This is a genomic window from Streptomyces sp. NPDC048331 (assembly GCF_043201215.1).
Lineage (GTDB): Bacteria > Actinomycetota > Actinomycetes > Streptomycetales > Streptomycetaceae > Streptomyces.
The window spans coordinates 1-25,924 of the sequence record NZ_JBICYT010000009.1 but is presented as its reverse complement, the minus strand read 5'-3'; the positions used below and the strand labels follow the sequence as shown (position 1 = coordinate 25,924).

Annotated in this window: 4 protein-coding genes; 2 read left to right on the top strand and 2 right to left on the bottom strand. The window is 72.3% G+C overall.

Features of this window, described 5'->3' with window-relative positions; genetic code table 11:
- Window positions 1-205: 205 nt before the first annotated feature.
- Both ACGFYY_RS15425 and ACGFYY_RS15420 read right to left on the bottom strand, forming a co-directional pair.
- Window positions 206-12,151, bottom strand: a complete 11,946-nt coding sequence (locus ACGFYY_RS15425) for an SDR family NAD(P)-dependent oxidoreductase (protein WP_393709607.1) — start codon at window positions 12,149-12,151, stop codon at window positions 206-208.
- The gene (locus ACGFYY_RS15420) at window positions 12,148-22,977 is read right to left on the bottom strand and encodes a beta-ketoacyl synthase N-terminal-like domain-containing protein (protein ID WP_393709605.1); all 10,830 of its coding nucleotides are present in this window, start codon (window positions 22,975-22,977) and stop codon (window positions 12,148-12,150) included. Before ACGFYY_RS15420 ends, ACGFYY_RS15425 begins: the two co-directional genes overlap by 4 nt.
- Before the next feature lie 1,066 nt (window positions 22,978-24,043).
- Here ACGFYY_RS15420 and ACGFYY_RS15415 point away from each other — a divergent pair.
- Together ACGFYY_RS15415 and ACGFYY_RS15410 are read left to right on the top strand one after the other, a co-directional pair.
- Complete coding sequence (locus ACGFYY_RS15415) at window positions 24,044-24,394, top strand: beta/gamma crystallin domain-containing protein (protein ID WP_365275305.1); 351 nt, start codon at window positions 24,044-24,046, stop codon at window positions 24,392-24,394.
- A 188-nt stretch (window positions 24,395-24,582) separates the two neighbouring features.
- Window positions 24,583-25,812, top strand: coding sequence for a GNAT family N-acetyltransferase (locus tag ACGFYY_RS15410; protein ID WP_393709954.1), 1,230 nt, complete (start codon window positions 24,583-24,585; stop codon window positions 25,810-25,812).
- Window positions 25,813-25,924 lie beyond the last annotated feature (112 nt).

The following is a 25,924-nucleotide window of genomic DNA, read 5'->3' as shown; positions in this document are numbered from 1 at the left end:
ATCGACGAAAAAAGTCTGGCACAGAAATCCAGGAATGGCGACCCTGCATTTCCGATGCCGGCGAATGGAATTAGCCATTCGCGAAGGGCAGGCGTGTTCGAGGACGGGGTGGTCGGCGGCCGGCGCCTCCGGTGCGTCCCGAGGCGCCTTCGAGGCGGGCAGGAGCGGCCCCGGGCCGGCCGGTGAGCCGGCCCGGGGCAGCGCGTCAGACGGTGCCGAGGACGGCGTCCAGGGCGGCGTCCATCTCGGAGTCGGTGAGTTCCTCGGCGGTCCGGAGGGCGTCGGCCCGGACCGCCGGCCGGGCCGCTTCGGGGGCGGCGAGTTCCAACAGCCGCTCCAGCAGGCCGCTCTGGCGCAGCCGTTCGACACCTATACGGGTCACCGCCCACCGGGCGGCCTGCGCCGGGTCCTGCGGCGGGGTGTCGGCACCAGGCTGCGGTGCGTCGTCGAAGGAGAGCCGGCCGAGCAGGTATCCGGCGATGGCGCGGGGCGTGGGGTAGTCGAAGGCGAGCGTGCCGGGCACGGCCAACTGCGTGTACTTGGTGATGCGGTTGCCCAGTTCGACGGCCATCAGGGAGTCCCAGCCCAGTTCGCGCATCGGCTTGTCGAGTGAGACCCCGCCGGAGAGGCCGAGGACCGCGGTGACCTCCTGCTGGACGAACGTGATCAGCTCCGCCTCGCGTTCCCCGGCGGGCAGGGCGGCCAGCCGCTCCCGGAAGGCGGAGCCGGCCACGGCGGACTCCTTGGCCTTCCTGGGCCGCGTACGGACCAGGGCGCGCAGCAGGGCGGGAGCGGAGTCGGTGCCGAGCCGTGTGGCGTCGAGCTTGAGCGGCACCAGGTGCGGTTCCGGGCGGGACAGGGCGGTGTCGAAGAGGCCGAGGCCCTCGGCCGCGGTCATGGCCTGCGCGCCCTGGCGGCGCATCCGGGCGAGTTCGGCCTCGCCGAGCCGGGCGGTCAGGCCGGCGCCGCCCTGGGCCCACAGACCCCAGGCGAGGCTGGTGGCGGGCAGGCCGCGGCGCAGGCGGTGGGTGGCGAGTGCGTCCAGGAAGGCGTTGGCCGCGCCGTAGTTGGACTGGCCCGGCGATCCGAGGGTGCCCGCGACCGAGGAGAAGAGGACGAAGGCGGCCAGGTCCAGGTCGCGGGTCAGTTCGTGCAGGTGCCAGGCGCCCGCCAGTTTGGGGGCGAGGACCCGGGCGAAGCGCTCGGGCGTCTGGTGACGGACGACGCCGTCGTCGATCACGGCCGCGAGATGCACCACGCCGGTCAGCGGGCGTTCCCGTACGGCTTCGGCCAGCAGGCCGGCCACCGCGTCGCGGTCCGAGACGTCGCAGGCCACGATGCGCACACTGGCCGCGCCGGCTGCTTCGAGGTCGGCCACGAGTGCGTCCGCGCCGGGCGCCGCCATGCCCTGGCGGGAGGTCAGGACGAGGTGGCGTACGCCGTGTTCCGCGACGAGGTGCCCCGCCAGGTCGCGACCGAGCTCGCCGGTGCCTCCGGTGAGCAGGACCACGCCCTGCGGGTCGAGCGGCCGACCGACGGTGAGGACCAGCTTGCCCGTGTGGCGGCCCTGCGCCATGTGGCGGAAGGCCGCGGGGGCCTCCCGTACGTCGTACGCGAGGTACGGCAGCGGGGTGATGACCCGGTCGGTGAGCAGGGCGGACAGCTCGGTGAGCATCCGGTGCAGGTGGCTGGGGTCCAGCGACATCAGGTCGAAGGCGGTGTAGGCGACGCCGGGGTGGGCGGCGGTGATCCGGTCCGCGTCGCGGATGTCGGTCTTGCCCATCTCGAGGAAGCGGCCGCCTCGCGGCAGCAGGCGCAACGAGGCGTCGGTGAACTCGCCGGCGAGGGAGTTCAGCACGACGTCGAAGCCGGCTCCGCCGGTGGCGGTGAGCCACCGCCGCTCGAACGTGGTGTCGCGGGAGGAGGCGATGCGCTCGTCGGGCAGTCCGAGGGCACGCAGCGCGTCCCACTTGCCGCGGCTGGCGGTGCCGTACACCTCGGCGCCCAGGTGGCCGGCGAGCTGGACGGCGGCCATGCCGACCCCGCCGGCGGCGGCGTGGACGAGGAGTCTCTCGGCCGGACGCAGAGCACCGAGGTCGGTGAGGGCGTAATAGGCGGTGAGGAAGGCGAGCGGGATCGTCGCGCCCTCTTCGTAGGTGAGGGTGTCGGGCAGTTTCGTCATCAGGTGGCCGTCGCCGCGCACTTCGGTGCCGAAGGCACCGAGCGCGAGACCCATGGCCCGGTCGCCCGGGCGCAGGTGCGTGACCGCGGAGCCGGTCTCCAGGACCGTGCCCGCGAACTCGAGGCCCAGTGCGGGCGTGGCGACCATGCCGAGCGTGTTGAGGACGTCGCGGAAGTTCATGCCCGCGGCGCGGACGGCGACGCGGACCTCGTGGGGGCCGAGCGGGCCGCCGTCGGCGACGGGGACCAGTTCGAGGCTGTCGAAACTGCCCTTCTCGCGGATGTCGAGGTGCCAGGGGCCGTCCTCGGCGGGCGGGGTCAGGGCCGCGCCGCCCTGGGCCGCGCCGGGGCGCGGGCCCTGCCCCGCACGGACGAGTCGGGGCGCGAGCAAGGTGGTGCCGCGCAGCGCCAGTTCGGGCTCGTCGGTGACGGCGAGGGCGGTCGTGAGGGCCGCCGCGTCGGGGGTGGCCGTGTCGAGGTCGAGCAGGCGCAGGGTGCGGTCGGGAGCCTCCCCGCGGACGGCCCGTACGAGGCCCCACAGGGGAGCGTGGGCGAGTGCGCCCGCGGTGTCCTCGGGGCGGGCCGCGACGGCGTCCCGGGTGATCCAGACCAGCTCGGCCGAGGCGTACCGCTCGGTGAGCAGGTGCTGTACGAGGTCCAGGGCCGCCAGGGTGGCGGCCTGAGCACCCTGGGCCGCATCGCCCGCGACGGCCTCGGTGGCGTCGACGACGATGCGGTCCGGGACCGGCGCGGCGTCGGGCAGCGGCTCGGGGCCCGCCGCCCAGACGGCACCGAGGCACTCGGCGAGGGCTCCGGTGCCGCCGATCACCAAGGTGGTGGCCGGGCCGGCCGGGGTGGCCGGGTCGGCGGTGGCGGCGGGCTCGGGGACCGGCTGGAACTCGACGCGGTAGAGGTGGTCGGCGTCGGAGGGACGGGTGACCCGCAGTTGGTCGGCGGAGGCCTGGCGGACCTGGAGCACGCCCGACAGGACGGGGTCTCCGGAGGGGTCGGTGACGAGGACGGCGGCGCCGAATCCGGCGGCCGCGGCCTGCGGGGTCCCGGCCGCCGGGGCCTGGTCGTCGGTCTCCAGGGCGACACGGACGCGCAGTTCGGTGCTGTCCGTGGCATACAGCGTCACGTCGGTCCAGGCGAAGGGGAGCAGCACGGTGCCTGCGGGCCGGTCGGCGCCGGCGGGAGTGACCCCGGCCAGGACGTGCAGGGCCGCGTCGAGAAGGGCGGGGTGCACGCCGTGGCCGTCGGTGGTGGGGCGCAGCGGCTCGGGCAGGACGACCCTGCCGTACGCGACGCCGTCCTGGCGGGACAGTTCGGTCACACCGCGGAAGGCCGGGCCGTAGTCGAGACCGTCGCCGCCGAGCTGCTCGTAGAAGCCGTCGAGGGCGATGCTCTCGGCTCCCGGGACCGGCCACCGGGTCAGGTCGGCGAGCCCGTCCGGGGCGCCCTGTGCGGGAGCGTCGGTGAGTTCGCCGGAAGCGTGCAGGGTCCAGGCCGTCGGGTCGGCGGAGGTCTCGGGCTGGCTGTGGACGGCGATCTTCCGCCGTCCGTCCGCGTCCGGGGCACCCACCTTCACCTGGAGGCGCAGTGCCTCGCCTTCGGTGAGGACGAGCGGCTGGGCGAGGGCGAGTTCGGCCACGCGTGCGGCGCCGACGACCCGGGCCGCGGCCAGGGCCAGGTCGAGCAGGCCGGTGCCGGGCACGAGAACGCTGCCGAAGACGGCGTGGTCGGCGAGCCAGGGGTGGTCGGCCAGCGAGAGGCGACCCGAGAGCAGCTGGCCCTCGCCGTCGGCGAGCGTCAGGACGGCGCCCAGCCAGGGGTGCCCGGCGGGTACGAGACCGGTGTCCCGGGCGCTGCGGCCGGCGTCGCGGGCGGGTTCGAGCCAGTACCGCTCGCGCTGGAAGGCGTACGTGGGCAGCTCGGCGGCGAGGACGAGGTGCGGGCCGGTCCGGCCGGTGAACACCTCGTCCCAGACGGGCTCCTGGCCGCCGGTGTGCAGCGCGCCAAGGGCTTCGACGAGGACGCGGACCTCGTCCGGAGCCCGTTCGGCGTCCTTGGGCGCGCGCTGGGAGGCGACGAACACGGCGGGGTCGGTGACACATCCTGCGCCCATGGCGGCCAGGACGGCTGCGGGGCCGCATTCGAGGTGAAGGTCGATGCCGTCCGCCTCGAGGGTCCGTACGGCGTCGAGGAAACGGACGGCTTCGCGGACCTGGCGCACCCAGTAGGCGGGGTCGCGCAGGCCTTCGCCGGGTGCGAGGTCCTGGCCCATGCGGGTGCCGGTCACCGTGGAGACCACGGGGATCCGCGGTGCGGCGAACGAGATACCTTCGGCCACCTCGCGGTAGGCGTCGAGCATGGCCTCCATGTGCGGCGAGTGGAAGGCGTGCGAGACGGCCAGGCGGCGGGTGCGGCGACCGAGTGCGGCGAACCTGCCGGTGGCGGCGGCCACGGCGGCCGCGTCACCGCTGACGACAGTCTGCGCGGGGCTGTTGACGCCTGCGACACAGATGCGCCCGGCAACGCCCGCGAGAACTTCCAGGACCTCGGATTCCGAGGCCTCTACGGAGGCCATCGCGCCGCCGTGTTCGCAGCCCTGCATCAGGCGGCCGCGGGCGGCCACCAGTCGGGCGGCGTCGTCCAGGGTGAGGACTCCTGCGACGTGCGCGGCGGCGAGTTCGCCGATGGAGTGGCCCGCGACGGCGGCGGGGCGCACACCCCAGGCCTCCCACTGGCGGAAGAGCGCGGTCTCGAAGGCGAACAAGGCCGGCTGCGCGTATTCGGTCTCGTGGACGAGTGCCGAGCCGCCGAGGACGAGTTCGGCCAGGGGCTGGTTCAGGTGCGGGTCGAGCGCGGCGCAGGCCGCGTCGAAGGCCTCCCGGAACACCGGCAGGGCGGCGTACAGGGCGCGGCCCATGCCGGGCCGCTGGCTGCCCTGGCCGGTGAACAGCACCGCGAGGGGCCTGTCGGCGGCGGCCCCCTCCGTCGCGCCGGCCGGGGTGCGGCCGTCGGCGAGGGTGCGCAGCGCGGCGACGGCTTCCGCGGTGGTGGTCACGGTGAGGGCGGCGCGGTGCTCGAACTGCGTACGGTGGCGGGCCGCCGCGTACGCGAGGTCGGCCACCGGTACCTCGGGGCGGCCCTCGAGCCAGTCGGCCCAGCGGGCGGCCTGGGTGCGCAGGGCGCTCTCGTCGCGGCCGGAGAGGACGAGGGGGTACGCGGTGACCGACTCGCCGGCGAGGGCCGGGGCGGGGACAGGGGTGGGGGCGGGGGCAGGGGCGGGGGCGGGGGCGGGGGCCGGGGGTTCCTCCAGGACGATGTGGGCGTTGGTGCCGCTGAGCCCGAAGGAGGACACGCCCGCGCGGCGGGTCCGCGCGGCGTCCCGCGCCCACGGCCGGGCCTCGCGCAGGAGGGACAGTCCGCTGCCGTCCCACTCGATGTGCGGGCTCGGCTCGTCGGCGTGCAAGGTCTTGGGAAGGGTCTCGTGCTGGAGCGCCAGGACCATCTTCATGACACCGGCGACGCCGGCGGCGGCTTGGGCGTGGCCGATGTTCGACTTGGAGGAGCCCAGGTGGAGCGGGCGGTCCTCGGCGCGGTGGGGGCCGAACACCTCGGCCAGTGCACCGGCCTCGATGGGGTCGCCGAGCGGGGTGCCCGTGCCGTGGGCTTCGACGGCATCGATGTCGGCGGGGGTGAGACGGGCGGCTTCCAGGGCGTCGTGGATGACGCGCTGCTGTGCGGGACCGTTGGGGGCGGTCAGGCCCTGGCTCCGGCCGTCCTGGTTGACGGCCGACCCGCGTATGACGGCCATGACGCGGTCTCCGTCGCGTTCGGCGGCCGACAGCCGCTTGAGGACGAGGATGCCGACGCCGTCGGACCATCCCGCACCGTCGGCCAGGGCGGAGAAGGACTTGCAGCGGCCGTCGGGGGCCATGCCCTTGAGGCGGGAGAACTCCACGAAGAGCCGCGGTGTGCTCATGACGGTGACGCCGCCGACGAGGGCGAGTTCGCATTCACCCTGGCGCAGGGCGGTGGCGGCAAGGTGGATCGAGACGAGAGAGGAGGAGCAGGCGGTGTCCACGGTGACGGCAGGGCCCTGGAGGCCCAGCGCGTACGAGACACGGCCCGAGACGACGCTGGAGGCGTTGCCGGTGCTCACGTACCCGTCGAAGGCGTCGAGTTCGCGGCCCTGTTCTCCGTAGTCGGAGCTCATGGCGCCGAGGTAGACCCCGGTGCGGCTCTCGCTGAGCGTTTCGGGGCGGATGCCCGCACGCTCCAGCGCCTCCCAGGCGGTTTCGAGTACGAGGCGCTGCTGGGGGTCCATCGAGAGCGCCTCGCGCTGCGAGATGCCGAAGAAGGCGGCGTCGAAGTCCGCGGCGTCGTCGATGAAGCCGCCTTCGCGGGCGTAGCTCTTGCCGACGGCCTCCGGGTCCGGGTCGTAGACGTCGAGGTCGTTCCAGCGCTTCGGCAGGCCGCCGACCGCGTCACCACCGGAGGCGAGGAGGTCCCAGAAGGCTTCCGGCGTGTCTATGCCGCCGGGCAGCCGGCAGGCCATCGACACGACCGCGATCGGGTCGTCGGCGGCTGCGGCGAAGGCGGAGGCGGAGGCGGAGGAACGCCGTGCGGGCGTCTTCTGCTCGGGCTTGTCGGTGAGCGCCAACTTGTCGAGGAGGAGGCCGGCGATGGCGGTGGGGGTGGGGTGGTCGAAGGCGAGCGTGGACGGCAGCGGGATTCCGGTCTCGGCCGACAGGCGGCGGCGTAGCTCGACCGCCATCAGGGAGTCGATTCCGAGTTCCTTCAGGACCTGCTGCGCCCCGACGCCCTCGGCGCCGGAGACACCGAGGACCGCGGCCGCCTCGCGCTGCACCAGCCGAACCAGGTGCGGAAGACGCTCGGCCTCGGCCTGCGCGGCCAGCTGGTCGCGCAGCCCGGAGGGCGCCGTGCCGGCTTCGCCCACGCGCTTCTTCGGGGCGCGGACGAGAGCACGCAGGAGGGCGGGCACCTCGCCGGCGCTGCGTTGGAGGGCGACCAGGTCGAGCTTGACCGGGACGAGGTGGGGGCGGCCGGAGCCGAGGGCGGCGTCGAGGGCCGTGAGGCCCTGCTGCTCGGTGAGTGCGGCGATGCCCATTCGACGCATGCGGGCGAGTTCGGCTTGGCCGAGGGTGGCGGTCAGACCGTGGCCGGCCTGCTCCCACAGACCCCACGACACACTCGTCGCGGGCAGCCCCGCACCACGCCGGTACGCGGCCAGGGCGTCCAGGAAGGTGTTCGCCGCCGCGTAGTTGCTCTGCCCCGCACCACCCAGAACACCCGCGGCGGAAGAGAACAGCACGAAGGCCGTCAGGTCGAGGGTGCGCGTCAGCTCGTGCAGATGCCACGCCGCCTCGGCCTTGGGACCCCAGACACCAGCCAGACGCTCCGCGTCCTGCGACACCAACAGACCGTCGTCCAACACCGCCGCCAGATGGAACACAGCCGTCCACGGACGACCCTCCGTCCCCGCGAGCAACGCCGCCACCTGCGTACGGTCACCCACGTCGGCCGCGACGATCCGTACGCTCCGCGCACCCGCCGCCTGCAGCTCGGCAACCAACGCGGCCGCACCCGGCGCCTCCGGACCACGACGGGACGTCAGCACCAGGTGCCGCACACCGTGCACGGCCACCAGATGACGCGCCACCGCCCGACCCAACTCACCCGTACCGCCCGTGACGAGGACGGATCCTTCGGGATTCAGCTGCGGGACGTCCGAGGAGGCCTTGGCCGCACGGACCAGGCGGGCCGTACGGATCTCCCCGTCGCGAAGCGCGATCTCGGGCTCGTCGGTGAGGGACAGGGCCTGGGCGAGCACGGCGACGTCGCCCACGCCGCCGGCGTCCAGGTCGACGAGGTGGATGACGCGGTCGGCGTGCTCGGCACGCGCCGCCCGGACCAGGCCCCACGAAGGCGCGTGAGCGATGTCGGCGACACCGTCACCCGCGTCCACCGCCGAGCGGGTCACCCAGACGAGCTCGGCCCGTTCGATGCCCGGTGCGGCCAGCAGCCCCTGGATCAGCTCCAGCGCTGCCGTGGCCTCGCCGAGGGCCGTGGCCGTGGCCGCGGCCGCGGCGGGTCGGGTCGCGTCGACGAGGATGCGAGCCGGGGCGTCCGCCGCTGCGGAAAGCCGGGTGAGGAGCGCGTCGAGGTCCGGGAACACCTGGGCGCCGAGAGCCGCGGCCAGGACCGTGTCACCGGCGAGGACCCAGGTCTCCCCCGCCGGCTCGGCGTCGCCGCCCGGCGTCCGGGCAGGGCGGAACTCGACCTGGTAGAGGTGCTCGGCGCGCTCGCCGGCCCGGATCTGCTCGGCGCTCGCCTCGCGGATCGCGAGACCACGCGCCCGTACGACGGGGTGGCCCGTGCCGTCGGCGACGGTGAGGGTGAGGTGTTCGTCGGTGCCCGACGCGACGTCGACGCGTACGCGGAGCTCGGTGGCACCCGCGGCGAGGAGCTCGACACCGGTCCACTCGAACGGCATGAAGACGCGCTGCCCGGCTTCTTCGTCGCGTACGGCCATGAGGGTGTGGAGCGCGGCGTCGAGGAGGGCGGGGTGGACGCCGAAGTCGTCGGCCTTCAGCCCTTCGGGGAGACGGATCAGCCCGTAGGCGGTGTCTCCCGCGCGCCAGAGTTCCGTCAGGCCCTGGAAGGCCGGGCCGTAGTCCAGACCACGGGCACGGAAGCCCTCGTAGAAGCCGTCCAGGTCGACACGCTCGGCGCCGGGGACCGGCCACCGGGCCAGGTCGGCGAACGCCTCGTGGTCGAAGGATGCATCGGTGGTTTCGGCGAGCTCACCGGTGGCGTGGCGACGCCATTCCGTGTCGCCGTCGCTGCCCTCCGGCAGGCTGTACACGTTCACCGACCGGCGGCCTACGGCGTCCGGGGCACCGACCACGACCTGGAGCCGCAGTATCGAGTCCTCGGTCAAGGTCAGCGGCTCCAGGAGCGTGAGTTCCTCGACCGACGCGGCACCGACGTGGTGCGCGGCGGTGAGCGCCAGCTCCAGCAGCCCGGTGCCGGGGACGAGGGCGGTGCCGAAGGCGGCGTGTTCCTTGAGCCACGGGTGCTGGGCTGCGGAGAGACGGCCGGTGAACAGGTGTCCCTCGCCGTCGGCGAGCGCGGTGACCGCGCCGAGCCACGGGTGCTCGGGGACGTCGAGACCCACGGTGCGGACATCGCCCGAGGACTTCGGGGTATCCATCCAGAAGTGCTCGCGCTGGAAGGCGTACGAGGGGAGCGGCACGAGGTTTCCGGTGCCGAGGACGCGGTTCCAGTTCAGGGTGTGGCCCTGGACGTGGAGGAGGCCGAGGTTGCGCAGCAGCTGTGCCGGCTCGCCGTGGTTGCGGGCGAGCGAGCCGACGACGATCCCGCCGTGCTCCGCGCTCCCGTCGGTCAGCGGCATCGACAGGACCGGGTGCGCGGACATCTCCACGAAAACGGTGTGACCGTCCTCCAGGAGCTGGTTCAGCGCCCGGTCGAAACGGACCGGCTCCCGCAGATTCCGGCACCAGTACCCCCCGTCCAACTCCGCACCGCCCGCCACCCCGCCGGTCACCGTCGAATAGAAGGCGATGTCCGTCCCCGTCGGGGTCAAGTCCTGGAAGCCGTCCGCGAGAGCGGGCAGCAGCGGGTCCATCTGGGCGTTGTGGGACGCGTAGTCCACATTGATCCTGCGGGCGTAGACGTCCCGCCCGGAAAGCTCCGCGACGATCGCGGCGATCGCGTCCGCCCGGCCGGAGATGACGGTCGAGCCAGCCGTGTTCACCGCGGCGATCGACAGAGCGTCACCGTACGGGGCGACGAACCCCTCGACCTCGGCGACCGGGCGTTCGATCAGAGCCATACCGCCCTGACCCGCACACGCCAACACCGCCCGCGAACGCTGCGCCACGATCTGAGCGCCCTGCTCCAAGGACAGAGCACCGCTCACCACGGCGGCGACCACCTCGCCCTGCGAGTGACCCACCACCGCAGCCGGCTCCACCCCCAGCGAACGCCAGACCGCCGACAGACCCACACCCATCGCGAACAACGCCGGCTGGACCACGTCCACCCGATCGAACGGCGGATGATCACCGTCCTCCCCGGCGAGGACCTCACGGACCGACCAGCCCGTGAACGGACGCAACGCCACATCACACGCTTCGACGGCTCGCCGGAAGGTCTCGTTCTCCGCGAGGAGTTCACGGCCCATCCCGATCCACTGCGAGCCCTGACCGGGGTACACGAACACGACCTTGCCGCGCTCCCGCGCCATGCCGGTCACGACCGCGTCGTGCGAGCGGCCCTCCGCCAGCGCACGCAACGCCTCGACCAGCCCCGCGGAGTCCTCGGCGACCACGCTCGCCCGCGACTCGAAATGCGAACGATGACGAGCCGCCGTCACCGCCACATCGACCGGCGGAACCCCCTGGTTGTCCTCCAGCCACGAAGCCCAGTTCGCCGCCTGCTCCCGCAACGCGACCTCGTCACGCCCCGAAACCAGCACCGGAACCGGCCGTACCTCATCAACGACCGGCTGCGGAGCGACGGCAGGCGGCTCCTCCAGTACCACGTGAGCGTTCGTACCGCTCAGACCGAACGAGGACACACCCGCACACCGCGTGCGCTCCGCGCCCCGCTCCCACGGCCGAGCCTCGTTCAACAGCTCGAGGCCACTGCGCTCCCACTCGATGTGCGGGCTCGGCTCGTCCGCGTGCAGGGTCTTGGGCAGGGTCTCGTGCTGGAGCGCCAGGACCATCTTGATCACGCCGATGACCCCGGCCGCCGCCTGCGCGTGCCCGATGTTCGACTTCGACGAGCCGAGATAGAGGGGTTTCTTGTCGTCGCGGTGGGGGCCGAACACCTCGGCCAATGCACCGGCTTCGATGGGGTCGCCCAGCGGGGTGCCCGTGCCGTGCGCCTCGACCGCGTCGACGTCGGCCGGCGTCAGCCGGGCGGCTTCCAGCGCGTCGTGGATGACGCGCTGCTGCGCCGGACCGTTCGGCGCCGTCAGACCCTGGCTGCGGCCGTCCTGGTTGACCGCCGAACCGCGGATCACCGCCAGGATCGGATCGCCGTCCCGCTGAGCGGCCGACAGCCGCTTCAGTACGATCACGCCCGCGCCCTCGGCCCAGCCCGCGCCGTCGGCCTGCGCCGAGAACGACTTGCAGCGACCGTCCGCCGCCATGCCCTTGAGGCGTGAGAACTCCACGAACAGCGCCGGGGTGCTCATCACGGTCACACCGCCGGCGAGGGCGAGTTCGCACTCGCCCTGCCGCAGCGCCTGCACGGCGAGGTGGATCGAGACGAGGGAGGAGGAACAGGCGGTGTCCACCGTCACCGCCGGGCCCTGAAGGCCGAGCGTGTAGGAGACGCGGCCCGAGACGACGCTGCTCGCGTTGCCGGTGCTGACGTATCCGTCGAGGGCGTTGAGGTCGTGGCCCTGCTGGTTGCCGTAGTCGGAACTCATGGTGCCGAGGTAGACGCCGGTACGGCTCTCGGCCAGCGCGTCCGGGCGGATGCCCGCCCGCTCCAGGGCCTCCCAGGAAGCCTCCAGGACCAGTCGCTGCTGCGGGTCCATCGAGAGCGCCTCACGCGGCGAGATCCCGAAGAAGCCGGCGTCGAAGCCGTCGGCTCCCTCGATGAAGCCGCCTTCGCGGGCGTAGCTCTTGCCGACGGCCTCCGGGTCCGGGTCGTAGACGTCGAGGTCGTTCCAGCGCTTCGGCAGGCCGCCGACCGCGTCACCGCCGGAGGCGAGGAGGTCCCAGAAGGCTTCCGGCGTGTCTATGCCGCCGGGCAGCCGGCAGGCCATCGACACGACCGCGATCGGCTCGATGCGTGCGGACCGCTCTGCGTCGAGTTCCTTCTCGGTCTCGACGAGCGCGTTCGCCGTACGCCGCAGGTACGCCTCGAGTTTTTCCAGCTTCCCGACTTCAGACGCGCTCATTCACTCACTCCAAGCTTGCGATCCAGGAACTGCAGGAGGTCATCGGTGCTGTCGCCGCCGAGCTCGGCTTCGGGCTCGGCTTCGGCCCCGCGGGACGCGGCCGCGGCCTTGGCCAGGCCGTCCCGCAGCGCCAGAAGCCCGGCGGCCAGGCCCTGCTCCTCGAGTTGTTTCGGGGCCACGGAACGCAGGAGTTCCACGAGGCTGTCGATCTGGTTCTTCGTCACGCCCTGTCCGGTCCGTACCGCTCCCCCGGCCCCGATGGCCAGCTTGTCGAGCACGAGGCCGGCGATGGCGGTGGGCGTGGGGTGGTCGAAGGCGAGCGTGGACGGCAGCGAGATCCCGGTCTCGGCCGACAGACGGCGGCGCAGCTCGACCGCCATGAGCGAGTCCATGCCGAGTTCCTTCAGGACCTGCTGCGCCCCGATGCCCGCGACTCCGGAAGCGCCGAGCACCACGGCAGCCTCGCGCTGCACCAACTGGGTGAGGGAGGGCAGTCGCTCGGCTTCCGGCAGCGCGGTCAGCTGCTCGCGCAGCCCGCCCGCTCCGGTGGACGCCTCGCCGCCGGCCCTCTTACGCGGTGCGCGGAGAAGCCCGCGCAGCAGGGCCGGGACGTCGGCGCCGTTGTCCAGCTCACGTTGCAGAGGCGTGAGTTCGAGGCGTACCGGTACCAGGTGCGGTTGTCCGGAGGCGAGAGCGATGTCCAGGGCGGCCAGGGCCTGCTTCTCGCTGAGGGCGGCGATGCCGCGCCTGCGCATGCGGGCGAGTTCGGCTTGGCCGAGGGTGGCGGTCAGACCGTGGCCGGCCTGCTCCCACAGACCCCACGACACGCTCGTCGCAGGAAGCCCCCTGCCTCGCCGGTGTGCGGCCAGGGCGTCCAGGAACGTGTTCGCCGCCGCGTAGTTGCTCTGCCCCGCACCACCCAGCACACCGGCGGCGGACGAGAACAACACGAACGCGGCCAGGTCCAGGCCCTGCGTCAGCTCGTGCAGGTGCCACGCCGCCTCGGCCTTCGGACCCCACACACGGGCGAGGCGCTCGGCGTCCTGGGACACCAACAGACCGTCGTCCAACACCGCCGCCAGATGGAACACAGCCGTCCACGGACGACCCTCCGTCCCCGCGAGCAGGGCCGCCACCTGCGTACGGTCGGACACGTCGGTCGCGACGATCCGTACGCTCCCCGCACCCGCCGCCTCCAACTCCGCGACCAACTCCGCGGCACCTGGGGCATCCGGGCCACGCCGGGACGTCAACACCAGATGCCGCACACCGTGCACGGCCACCAGATGACGCGCCACCGCCCGACCCAGCTCACCCGTACCACCCGTCACCAGCACCGACCCGTCGGCCGCGAACTCCGGCAGCGCACCACCGGCCTCCGCACGTACGAGACGCGCCACCAGCAGCTCACCACCCCGAACCGCGATCTCCGGCTCACCCGTGGCGGACACGGCGCGCGCCGGCAGGACGTCGTCACCCGCGCCGTCGGCGTCCAGGTCGACGAGGCGGATGACGCGGTCGGCGTGCTCGGCCCGCGCCGCCCGGACCAGGCCCCAGAGAGGGGCCTGAGCCGGGTCGGTCACGCCGTCGCCCGCGTCGACGGCCGAGCGGGTCACCCAGACGATCTCGGTCGATACCAGACGGGGTTCGGCCAACAGACGCTGCAGGACTTCAAGAGCGGAGGCGGTCAGCTGCTGCGCGTCCGCGGCGCCTTCGCCCGCGGGCGGGAGCTGTGATGCCGCTCGTGCGGCATCGACAACGAGTCGAAGCGGTGCCTCCCCGCAGTTGTCGACTTGCGCCAGGAGCGCATCCACGTCGGCCACATGTTCGACCTTCAGTGATGCGGACAGCGAGGCGTCGTCGCCGAGAAGCCATGTGCCGCCCGCCGGAGCGTCGTGAAGCTGGAGCGCCCGGGGCGCGGCGAACTCGACGCGGTAGAGGTGCTCGGCGCGCTCGCCGGCCCGGATCTGCTCGGCGCTCGCCTCGCGGATCGCGAGACCGCGCGCCCGAACGACGGGCTGCCCGGCCGGATCGGCCACCCAGATGCGGGTGTGGGTGCGGCTGTCGTCGAGGTCGATGCGTACGCGGAGCTCGGTGCTTCCGGTCGCGAGCAGTTCGACGCCCGTCCACTCGAACGGGAGCAGCACCTTCTGGTCGCTCGCATCCTGGCCTCGTACGGCCATGAGGGTGTGGAGCGCGGCGTCGAGGAGGGCGGGGTGGACGCCGAAGTCGTCGGCCTTCAAACCCTCGGGGAGACGGATCAGCCCGTAGGCGGTGTCTCCCGCGCGCCAGAGTTCCGTCAGCCCCTGGAAGGCCGGACCGTAGTCCAGACCACGGGCACGGAAACCCTCGTAGAAGCCGTCCAGGTCGACACGCTCGGCGCCGGGGACCGGCCACCGGGCCAGGTCGGCGAACGCCTCGTGGTCGGAAGAGCCATCGGCGGTGTCGGCGAGCTCACCGGTGGCGTGACGACGCCATTCCGTGTCGCCGTCGCTGCCCTCGGGCCGGCTGTACACCGTCACCGGACGCCGACCAGAGGTGTCCGGGGCACCGACCACGACCTGGAGCCGCAGTATCGAGTCCTCGGTCAAGGTCAGCGGCTCCAGGAGCGTCAGCTCCTCGACCGACGCGGCACCGACGTGGTGGGCGGCGGTGAGCGCCAGCTCCAGCAGCCCGGTGCCGGGGACGAGGGCGGTGCCGAAGGCGGCGTGTTCCTTGAGCCACGGGTGCTGGGCTGCGGAGAGACGGCCGGTGAACAGGTGTCCCTCGCCGTCGGCGAGCGCGGTGACCGCGCCGAGCCACGGGTGCTCGGGGACGTCGAGACCCACGGTGCGGACATCGCCCGAGGACTTCGGCGTGTCCATCCAGAAGTGCTCGCGCTGGAAGGCGTAGGTCGGCAAGGGGACGAGGTTTTCGGTACCGGAGGAGAGGACGCGGTTCCAGTTCAGGGTGTGGCCCTGGACGTGGAGGAGGCCGAGGTTGCGCAGGAGTTGTGCCGGCTCGCCGTGGTTGCGGGCGAGGGAGCCGACGACGATCCCGCCGTGCTCCGCGCTTCCGTCGGTCAGCGGCATCGACAGGACCGGGTGCGCGGACATCTCCACGAAAACGGTGTGACCGTCCTCCAGGAGCTGGTTCAGCGCCCGGTCGAATCGGACCGGCTCCCGCAGATTCCGGCACCAGTAACCGCCGTCCAACTCCGCACCGTCGGCGACCCGACCCGTCACCGTCGAATAGAACGCAAGATCCGAAGACCTCGGAACGATCCCCTCGAAACCCTCCGCGAGAGCAGGCAGCAGCGGGTCCATCTGGGCATTGTGGGACGCGTAGTCCACATTGATCCTGCGGGCGTAGACGTCCCGCCCGGAAAGCTCCGCGACGATCGCGGCGATCGCGTCCGCCCGACCCGAGATCACCGTCGAGCCAGCCGTGTTCACCGCGGCGATCGACAGAGCGTCACCGTACGGGGCGACGAACCCCTCGACCTCGGCGACCGGGCGTTCGATCAGAGCCATACCGCCCTGACCCGCACACGCCAACACCGCCCGCGAACGCTGCGCCACGATCTGAGCGCCCTGCTCCAAGGACAGAGCACCGCTCACCACGGCGGCGACCACCTCACCCTGCGAGTGACCCACCACCGCAGCCGGCTCCACCCCCAGCGAACGCCAGACCGCCGACAGACCCACACCCATCGCGAACAACGCCGGCTGGACCACGTCCACCCGATCGAACGACGGATGATCACCCTCCGCCCCCGCGAGGACCTCACGGACCGACCAACCCGTGAACGGACGCAACGCCACATCACACGCATCGACGGCCTCGGCGAACACCGGGTTGCGGGCCAGGAGTTCACGGCCCATGCCGACCCACTGACTGCCCTGACCGGGATACACGAACACGACCTTGCCGCGCTCCCGCGCCATGCCGGTCACGACCGCGTCGTACGACCGGCCCTCCGCCAGCGCACGCAACGCCTCCACCAGCCCCGCGGAGTCCTCGGCGACCACGCTCGCCCGCGACTCGAAATGCGAACGATGACGAGCCGCCGTCACCGCCACATCGACCGGCGAAACCTCCTGGTTGTCCTCCAGCCACGAAGCCCAGTTCGCCGCCTGCTCCCGCAACGCGACCTCGTCACGCCCCGAAACCACCACCGGAACCGGCCGTACCTCATCAACGACCGGCTGCGGAGCGACGGCAGGCGGCTCCTCCAGCACCACGTGAGCGTTCGTACCGCTCAGACCGAACGAGGACACACCCGCACGCCGCGTGCGCTCCGCGCCCCGCTCCCACGGGCGGGCTTCGTTGAGGAGTTCCAGTCCGCTGCCGTCCCACTCGATGTGCGGGCTCGGCTCGTCCGCGTACAGGGTCTTGGGCAGGGTCTCGTGCTGGAGCGCCAGGATCATCTTCATGACACCGGCGACGCCCGCCGCGGCCTGGGCGTGCCCGATGTTCGACTTCGAGGAACCGAGGTAGACCGGGCGCTGTCGGTCACGGTCCGGGCCGAAGACCTCGGCCAATGCACCAGCCTCGATCGGATCGCCCAGCGGGGTGCCCGTGCCGTGCGCCTCGACCGCGTCGATGTCCGCCGGCGTCAGCCGGGCGGCTTCGAGCGCGTCCTGGATCACCCGTTGCTGCGAGGGACCGTTCGGCGCCGTCAGACCCTGGCTGCGGCCGTCCTGGTTCACCGCCGAACCGCGGATCACGGCCAGGACCGGATCGCCGTCCCGCTGAGCGGCCGACAGCCGCTTCAGCACCAGGATGCCGACTCCGTCCGACCAGCCGGCACCGTCGGCGAGCGCCGAGAAGGACTTGCAGCGACCGTCGGGGGCCATGCCCTTCAGACGTGAGAACTCCACGAACAGACGGGGCGTACTCATCACCGTCACGCCACCGGCGAGGGCCAGCTCGCACTCGCCCTGCCGCAGAGCGGCGGCCGCGAGATGGAGGGAGACCAGGGAGGAGGAGCAGGCGGTGTCCACCGTCACCGCCGGGCCCTGCAGACCCAGCGCGTAGGAGACCCGGCCGGACACCACGCTGCTCGCGTAGCCGGTGCTGGTGTAGCCGTCGAGGGCGTCCAGGTCACGGCCCTGGTGGCCGTAGTCGGAGGTCATCGTGCCGAGGTAGACGCCCGTGCGGCTTTCCGTCAGCGCGTCCGGGCGGATGCCCGCCCGCTCCAGGGCCTCCCAGGAAGCCTCCAGGACCAGTCGCTGCTGCGGGTCCATCGAGAGCGCCTCACGCGGCGAGATCCCGAAGAAGCCGGCGTCGAAGCGCTCGATGTCCTCGATGAAGCCGCCTTCGCGGGAATAGCTCTTGCCGAGCGCGTCCGGGTCGGGGTCGTACAGGTCGAGACCGCTCCAGCGGTCCGGCAGGCCGCCGACCGCGTCACCACCGGAGGCGAGGAGGTCCCAGAAGGCTTCCGGGGAGTCGATCCCGCCGGGCAGCCGGCAAGCCATCGACACGACCGCGATGGCCTCGTCGCCGGCGGAGGCACGACGGGCGGGCGCCTTCTGCTTGGGCTTGTCGGTGAGCGCCAGCTTGTCGAGCAGGAGCCGCGCGATGGCGGTGGGGGTGGGGTGGTCGAAGGCGAGGGTCGAGGGGAGGGAGATCCCGGTCTCGGAGGACAGCCGGCGGCGCAGCTCGACCGCCATCAGGGAGTCGATGCCGAGTTCCTTCAGGACCTGCTGTGCTCCGATGTCTTCGGCGCCGGAGATGCCGAGAACGACGGCCGCCTCGCGCTGCACCAGCCCGATCAGCGAGGGCAGACGCTCGGCCTCCGCCAGGGCGGCCAGCTGGTCGAGCAGTCCGGTCGGCGTGCCGCCGGCATGTCCGGCCCGCTGACGGCGGGCGCGCAGCAGACTTCGGAAGAGCGCCGGAACGTCCGCTCCCCCGTCCAGTTCACGCTGGAGAGAGGCGAGTTCGAGCCGTACGGGTACCAGGTGCGGCTGGTCGGAGGCGAGGGCCGCGTCCAGAGCGGCGAGGCCCTGCTGCTCGGTGAGGGCGGCGATGCCGCGCCTGCGCATGCGGGCGAGTTCGGCTTGGCCGAGGGTGGCGGTCAGGCCGTGGCCGGCCTGCTCCCACAGACCCCACGACGCACTCGTCGCGGGCAGCCCCGCACCGCGACGGTGTGCGGCCAGGGCGTCCAGGAACGTGTTCGCCGCCGCGTAGTTGCTCTGCCCCGCACCGCCCAGCACACCGGCGGCGGACGAGAACAGCACGAACGCGGCCAGGTCCAGGCCCTGCGTCAGCTCGTGCAGGTGCCACGCCGCCTCGGCCTTCGGACCCCACACACGGGCGAGGCGCTCGGCGTCCTGGGACACCAGCAGACCGTCGTCCAACACCGCCGCCAGATGGAACACAGCCGTCCACGCGCGATCCGTGTCCGCCAGCACATCGATGACCTGAGCCCGGTCGGACATGTCCGCCGCGACGATCCGTACGCTTTGCGCGCCCGCAGCCTCCAGCTCGGCAGCCAGCTCCGTAGCACCCGGGGCCTGCGGACCCTGCCGCGAGGTCAGCACCAGATGACGGACACCGTGCACGGCGACCAGGTGACGCGCCACCGCCCTGCCCAGCTCACCCGTACCACCCGTCACCAGCACCGACCCGTCGGCCGCGAACTCCGGCAGCACGCCACCGGCCTCCGCACGCACCAGACGCGCCACCAGCAGCTCACCACCGCGAACGGCGATCTCCGGCTCACCGGAGACCAGCAGGGCACGTGTCACGTCCGTCACCACAGCGGCCGGCTCGGCATCGACGTCGAGGAGCCGGACGGTGCGCTCGGAGTGTTCCCCGCGGGCCGTGCGCAGGATTCCCCACAGTCCGGCGCGGGCCAGGTCGCTGACGGGGGCGTCGGCGGCCACCGCGCCTCGGGTCAGCCAGATCAGCGCGGCCTGCTCGAGGCGAGGGTCGGCCAGCAGCCGCTGCGCGAGCTCCATCGCCTCGGCAGCCGCGGCGAGGGGCGTGGCCTCGATGGGGCGGGTCGCGTCGACGAGGATGCGGGCGGGGGCGTCCGCGCCCGCGGCGAGGGCGGCGAGCAGCGCGTCCGCATCGGGGTGGGCGGCGGCGAAGCCGAGTGCGTCGCCACCCAGGACCCAGGTCACGCCGTCCGCCGCGTCCTCCCGTAGGGGAACGGCCTGGAACGCGACCTGGTAGAGGTGGTCGACGGTCTCCGTGACGCGCAGCTGCTCGGCGCCGGCCGCACGCAGCTGAAGTCCGTCGGCGTGCGCTACGGGCCGGCCGGACGGGTCGGTGGCGGTAACGCGCACGCTGTTCCGACGGGTGTCGAGTTCGACGCGTACGCGGAGCTCGGTGGCACCCGCGGCGAGGAGTTCGACACCGGTCCACTCGAACGGCAGCAGGACCTGTGACCCGTCGGTGGCCATGGCGGCCGTGGCCGCGGCCGTGTCCTGGACGCCGACCAGCGCGTGCAGGGCGGCGTCGAGGAGGGCGGGGTGGACGCCGAAGTCGTCGGCCTCCAGGCCTTCGGGAAGCCGGACCAGCCCGTAGGCGGTGTCTCCCGCGCGCCAGAGTTCGGTCAGGCCCTGGAAGGCCGGGCCGTAGTCCAGGCCGCGCTCGCGGAGGCGGTCGTAGAATCCGTCCAGGTCGACGGGTTCGGTGCCGGGAACCGGCCACTGGGCCAGCTCGGTGAAGGAGTCGTGGTCGGCGGCCGGGATGGGGGCGAGGGCACCTGCCGCGTGCCGGCGCCACGGCGCGTCGTCGGGGGCGTTCTCGGGGAGGCTGTAGACCGCGACGGGCCGGCGGCCGGACGTGTCCGGGGCGCCGACCGCGACCTGGATGCGTACGGCTCCCTCCGGGCCGAGCAGCAGGGGCTCGGTGAGGGCGAGTTCGGCGACGGCGGACGCACCGACGTGGTGGGCGGCGGTGAGGACGAGTTCGAGGAGCCCGGTGCCGGGGACGAGGGGGGTGCCGAAGGCGGCGTGTTCCTTGAGCCACGGGTGCTGGGCTGCGGAGAGACGGCCGGTGAACAGGTGTCCCTCGCCGTCGGCGAGCGCGGTGACCGCGCCGAGCCACGGATGCGCCGAGGCGGTGAGGCCGAGCGAGCCGGCATCACCGGCGCGCTCGTCCGACTCGAGCCAGTAGCGCTCGCGCTGGAAGGCGTAGGTCGGCAGGGGGACCAGGTTTTCGGTACCGGTTGTGGTGGTGGTGCCGAGGACGCGGTTCCAGTCCAGGGTGTGGCCCTGGACGTGGAGGAGGCCGAGGTTGCGCAGGAGTTGTGCCGGCTCGCCGTGGTTGCGGGCGAGCGAGCCGACGACGATCCCGCCATGCTCCGCGCTCCCGTCGGTCAGCGGCATCGACAGGACCGGGTGCGCGGACATCTCCACGAAAACGGTGTGACCGTCCTCCAGGAGCTGGTTCAGCGCCCGGTCGAAACGGACCGGCTCCCGCAGATTCCGGCACCAGTACCCCCCGTCCAACTCCGCACCGCCCGCCACCCCGCCGGTCACCGTCGAATAGAAGGCGATGTCCGTCCCCGTCGGGGTCAAGTCCTGGAAGCCGTCCGCGAGAGCGGGCAGCAGCGGGTCCATCTGGGCATTGTGGGACGCGTAGTCCACGTTGATCCTGCGGGCATAGACGTCCCGCTCCGACAGGTCCGCGACGATCGCGGCGATCGCGTCCGCCCGGCCGGAGATGACGGTCGAGCCAGCCGTGTTCACCGCCGCCACCGACAGAGCGTCACCGTACGGGGCGACGAACCCCTCGACCTCGGCGACCGGACGTTCGATCAGAGCCATACCGCCCTGACCCGCACACGCCAACACCGCCCGCGAACGCTGCGCCACGATCTGAGCGCCCTGCTCCAAGGACAGAGCACCGCTCACCACGGCGGCGACCACCTCGCCCTGTGAGTGACCCACCACCGCAGCCGGCTCCACCCCCAGCGAACGCCAGACCGCCGACAGACCCACACCCATCGCGAACAACGCCGGCTGGACCACGTCCACCCGATCGAACGGCGGATGATCACCCTCCTCCCCGGCGAGGACCTCACGGACCGACCAGCCCGTGAACGGACGCAACGCCACATCACACGCATCGACGGCCCGCCGGAAGGTCTCGTTCTCCGCGAGGAGTTCACGGCCCATCCCGACCCACTGCGAGCCCTGGCCCGGATACACGAACACGACCTTGCCGCGGCGTGCGGCCGAACCCGTGACCACCGCGTCGTGCGACCGGCCCTCCGCCAGCGCACGCAACGCCTCCACCAGCCCCGCGGAGTCCTCGGCGACCACGCTCGCCCGCGACTCGAAATGCGAACGATGACGAGCCGCCGTCACCGCCACATCGACCGGCGGAACCCCCTGGTTGTCCTCCAGCCACGAAGCCCAGTTCGCCGCCTGCTCCCGCAACGCGACCTCGTCACGCCCCGAAACCACCACCGGAACCGGCCCCGACGGCCGCTCCGCCGCAGCGGTCGCGCGCACCGGCGGCTCTTCGAGCACGACGTGAGCGTTCGTACCGCTCAGACCGAACGAGGACACACCCGCACGCCGCGTGCGCTCCGCGCCCCGCTCCCACGGCCGAGCCTCGTTCAACAGCTCGAGGCCACTGCGCTCCCACTCGATCAGCGGGGTCGGCTCGTCGGCGTGCAGGGTCTTCGGGAGCAGGCCGTGCTCCAGCGCGAGGACCATCTTGATCACACCGATGACGCCGGCGGCCGCCTGCGCGTGCCCGATGTTCGACTTCGACGAGCCGAGGTAGACCGGATGGCCGGGCTTCCGGCCCGGGCCGAAGACCTCGGCGAGCGCGCCGGCTTCGATCGGATCGCCCAACGCGGTACCCGTGCCGTGCGCCTCGACCGCGTCGATGTCCGCCGGCGTCAGCCGGGCGGCTTCCAGCGCGTCCTGGATCACCCGTTGCTGCGAGGGACCGTTCGGCGCCGTCAGACCCTGGCTGCGGCCGTCCTGGTTCACCGCCGAACCGCGGATCACGGCCAGGACCGGATCGCCGTCCCGCTGAGCGGCCGACAGCCGCTTCAGGGCGATGACGCCCACGCCTTCGGCCCAACCGGCGCCGTCGGCCTGCGCCGAGAAGGACTTGCAGCGGCCGTCCGCCGCCATGCCCTTGAGGCGTGAGAACTCCACGAAGAGGGAGGGGGCGCTCATGATCGTGACGCCGCCCGCGAGGGCCAGTTCGCACTCTCCCTGGCGCAGGGCCTGTACCGCCAGGTGCAGGGCGACCAGGGAGGAGGAGCAGGCGGTGTCCACCGTCACCGCCGGGCCCTGAAGGCCGAGCGTGTAGGAGACGCGGCCGGACACCACGCTGGATGCCTTGCCGGTGCTCACGTACCCGTCGAGGGCGTCCAGATCACGGCCCAGGTGACCGTAGTCGGAGCTCATCGTGCCGAGGTAGACGCCCGTGCGGCTCTCCATCAGCGTGTCAGGGCGGATACCGGCCCGCTCCAGCGCCTCCCAGGAAGCCTCCAGGACCAGCCGCTGCTGCGGGTCCATCGAGAGCGCCTCACGCGGCGAGATCCCGAAGAAGCCGGCGTCGAAGTCCTGGACGCCGTCGAGGAATCCGCCGTTCTGGGAGTACGTCTTGCCGACGGCCTCCGGGTCGGGGTCGTACAGGTCGAGACCGCTCCAGCGGTCCGGCAGGCCGCCGACCGCGTCACCACCGGAGGCGAGCAGGTCCCAGAAGGCCTCCGGGGAGTCGATCCCGCCGGGTAGGCGGCAAGCCATCGAGACGACCGCGATCGGCTCGGACTGCTTTGCTTCGAGGTCCGCCGCGCGCTTCTGCAGCGCACGAATCGCTGGCAGGGCGGCCTGCATCCGGTCCTGGTTTGTATTCGACACCATCGAGCCTCTCTGCGCGGCCACCGCGAGCTTTCAGGTCCCCGCGAACACAACACGGGGACCCGATCAGCCAATCGGTGGGCGCTCGAGCCCCGGTCAACATGACCTGGTGCGTCGAGCCGCCCCGGCTGGGTTCTGCCTCTTGGGTCGGCGTCGGGTCCGGACGAGGGTGCCGGCGAGGTGGAGTGCGGCCGGTCCGAACCCCACGGTCGGATGAACTGCGGGCAGCGCGCAGGTGATGCCCGGCTTCGCCTTCGCGATGACCGGAATCCGTTCACCGGCTCGGGTCCGAAGCGGGTGCTCCAGGAGATGTCATCGGCGCCGCAGACCTCCCGGCACGCTTCTCTCCCCCCCTCGCGAGCACCGCCGACGCACTCGCTCTCCTGGTCCGCGCCCTCGGAGTTCTCGGCGGTGGCCGGGTGGAGCCGGACGGCGTGACCGCGCCGGCGAACGGGGTGACGGAGGACGGACCTTGCGGGCGTGGGCACCCTGCCGGCCGCGTCCGCATCCTGACACTCCGCCCTCAGCATGGCGGCGCCCACGAGGGCGGAGGTGACGAACAAGGCCGTGCGATGGTGGCCGGACGTGGCACACATCCCGTTTTGAGGTGAGTGGTCACGGCCGCGGCAGTCCGAACGGGTGACGCACGATCACCATGCGGGGACTGCGGGCCGACGCACATCGATGCACTCGCCGCACGACGACGCTGCCGCAGATCAATGTCATGATCGCGACGAACGCCGACGGCTCGTGCGCGTCCCGCCGATTCGAGCCGCCCCGGCGGAAGGTGCCGGTGAGGCCGGCCGGACCTCGTCGCACCCACTTCGAGCACATGGCCGAAAGAACCAAGGCACCCAAACATCGCAACTGACCGCCAGAGGCCTGAATCGGGACAAGAGGCCGCGAATTCCGGCCGAGCCCACCGGAGTTGATTGCAGAATGCACCGGTCCCGAGGAAGGCTGGATGTGCAACCGCGAAGGTCACCTGCCTGTCCGTCGCGGTGCGGGGTGCCGCCGTGCCCGCAGGCACAGGGCGCCTTTCTCGCTCGATTCCCGTGAAGGAGAGATCGTGCTCATCAAGTCGAAGAGGTTCGCTCGATCGGCTGCCGTGGCGTTCGCCGCGACGGCGGCCCTGACCCTGGCCGTTCCCGGCAACGCCTTCGCCATCGATCACGTCGAGTGCCGAGGCGGTGAGAACTTCCTGAAGATCTGGTCCCACAGCGACGGCCGCCAGAGCGTGGACTGCTACGCGAACAAGGGACGGACCGGGTTCGGAGGCTGGTGGGTCGACAAGATCTCCACCGGCAACAACGACCTGATCTACTACGACGCCAACGGCGACTCGGTGCGCATCAACCGCTGGACCGAGATCACGTTCCCGAACCGCCCGCCCAAGGTCGATTCCATCGAGATCCTGTGACCCGCTGACGGGCCGCCCGCGGGGACCTCGCCGGTGCGCGGTCCCCGCGGGTCGTTCCCGCAGCCAGGTCGAACCGAGACTGCCGGCGCCCGCCGCGGCCGGTTCGTGACGCGGTGAACCTGTACGACGCGAGCCGCGGAAATTCGTTGGCCCCGGTCGCCGGGCGATGCGACAGTCCGGCTGTGATCATGAACAGAGGCCATTCCGTCCCCGTTTCCTTGGCCGAAGGCCTCGTCCTGCGACAGGCGGTGCCCGCGGACCTCGACCAGATCGGCGCGCTCCTGTCCGAGCGCGGTGAGCCGGACGACGCCATCGACCACCGGCTGGTGGTGACCGACCCCGATGCGGGCCTGTCCTCCTGTGCCGTGGTCGTCGACGGCGACCGGGTCGTGTCCACCGCGACGCTCCTCGACGAGGAGGTGTGGATCGGAGGTATCCGTCTGCCCGCCGGCCAGGTGGAACTGGTCGCCACCGCCGGCGAGTACGAGGGACGTGGGCTCGTCAGGGCGCTGATGGACTGGGCCCACGAGCGTTCTGCCGCCCGTGGCCACATCGTCCAGGCGATGATCGGAATTCCGTACTTCTACCGGCTGTTCGGCTACGAGTACGCGATCGACATACCCCCGACGCTGAACGTGAACGCCGTGCCACCCGGCAGTGGGACGGCCACGCTCCGTGCCGCCCGGCCCTCCGACATCCCCTCCATGGCTGCCCTGCAGGCCTCGGCCCAGAGCGCGTTCGACGTGACCATGCCGCGCTCGGCGGCGTGCTGGCGATGGCTCCTGGACCACGAGTCGAGCAACCTCTGGGTTCTCGAGCGTGCCGACACGGTCGTCGCCACCGCCCGCACCACACCTCCCGACGGGGAGATGCTCCTGGCCGAGGCCGCGGCACGCGACGAGGCGGCGGCACGGGACCTCCTGAGCGGCATTGCCGCCCTGGCGCCCGACGACACCCTACGGATCGTCCATCGGGCGGGCACCGTGACGGGCGACGCGTGGCAGGAGTTCATCGTCCCGGAACCGCATCGGGGTGCGGAGCAGTACTACATCCGCGTCCCGGATGTCGCAGCGCTGCTCGACCGGATGCGTCCGCTGTTCCGGCAGCGCCTTTCCGAGGCCGGCATCGACCGTACCGGCCACGACATCGTCATCTCCACCTTCGGCGCCCACCACCGGATTCCGGTTCTCGCCGACGGGCTCGGTGAGGTCGTCACCGGCGGCCCGATGCAGTCGCCGGGAGTCGCGGGAGGCGCCGGGGTGGCGCCCGACCATCTGGCCGCCCTGCTGTTCGGCCCGCACGGCATCCAGGGGCTGAACCGGATCCGCCCCGACGTCTACGCAGCGGACGAGGAACTGTTCGAGGCGCTCTTCCCGCCCCTGACCGGCGACGTACTCAGCTACTACCTGCCGAACTAGACGGTTTCTCGGATCACCTAGTGCCGTGACCGGAAAGGTTTGCCGGGTCGCGTTGTCCGGTGCGGTGCATCTCCCCCAGCTACCGCTGGGAGGGGCCCCCGGGCGGAGGGCC

Coding starts and splice junctions, on each gene's coding strand:
- ACGFYY_RS15425 (WP_393709607.1), bottom strand. CDS start 12,151: ATGAGCGCGTCTGAAGTCGGGAAGCTGGAAAAACTCGAGGCGTACCTG.
- ACGFYY_RS15420 (WP_393709605.1), bottom strand. CDS start 22,977: ATGGTGTCGAATACAAACCAGGACCGGATGCAGGCCGCCCTGCCAGCG.
- ACGFYY_RS15410 (WP_393709954.1), top strand. CDS start 24,583: ATGAACAGAGGCCATTCCGTCCCCGTTTCCTTGGCCGAAGGCCTCGTC.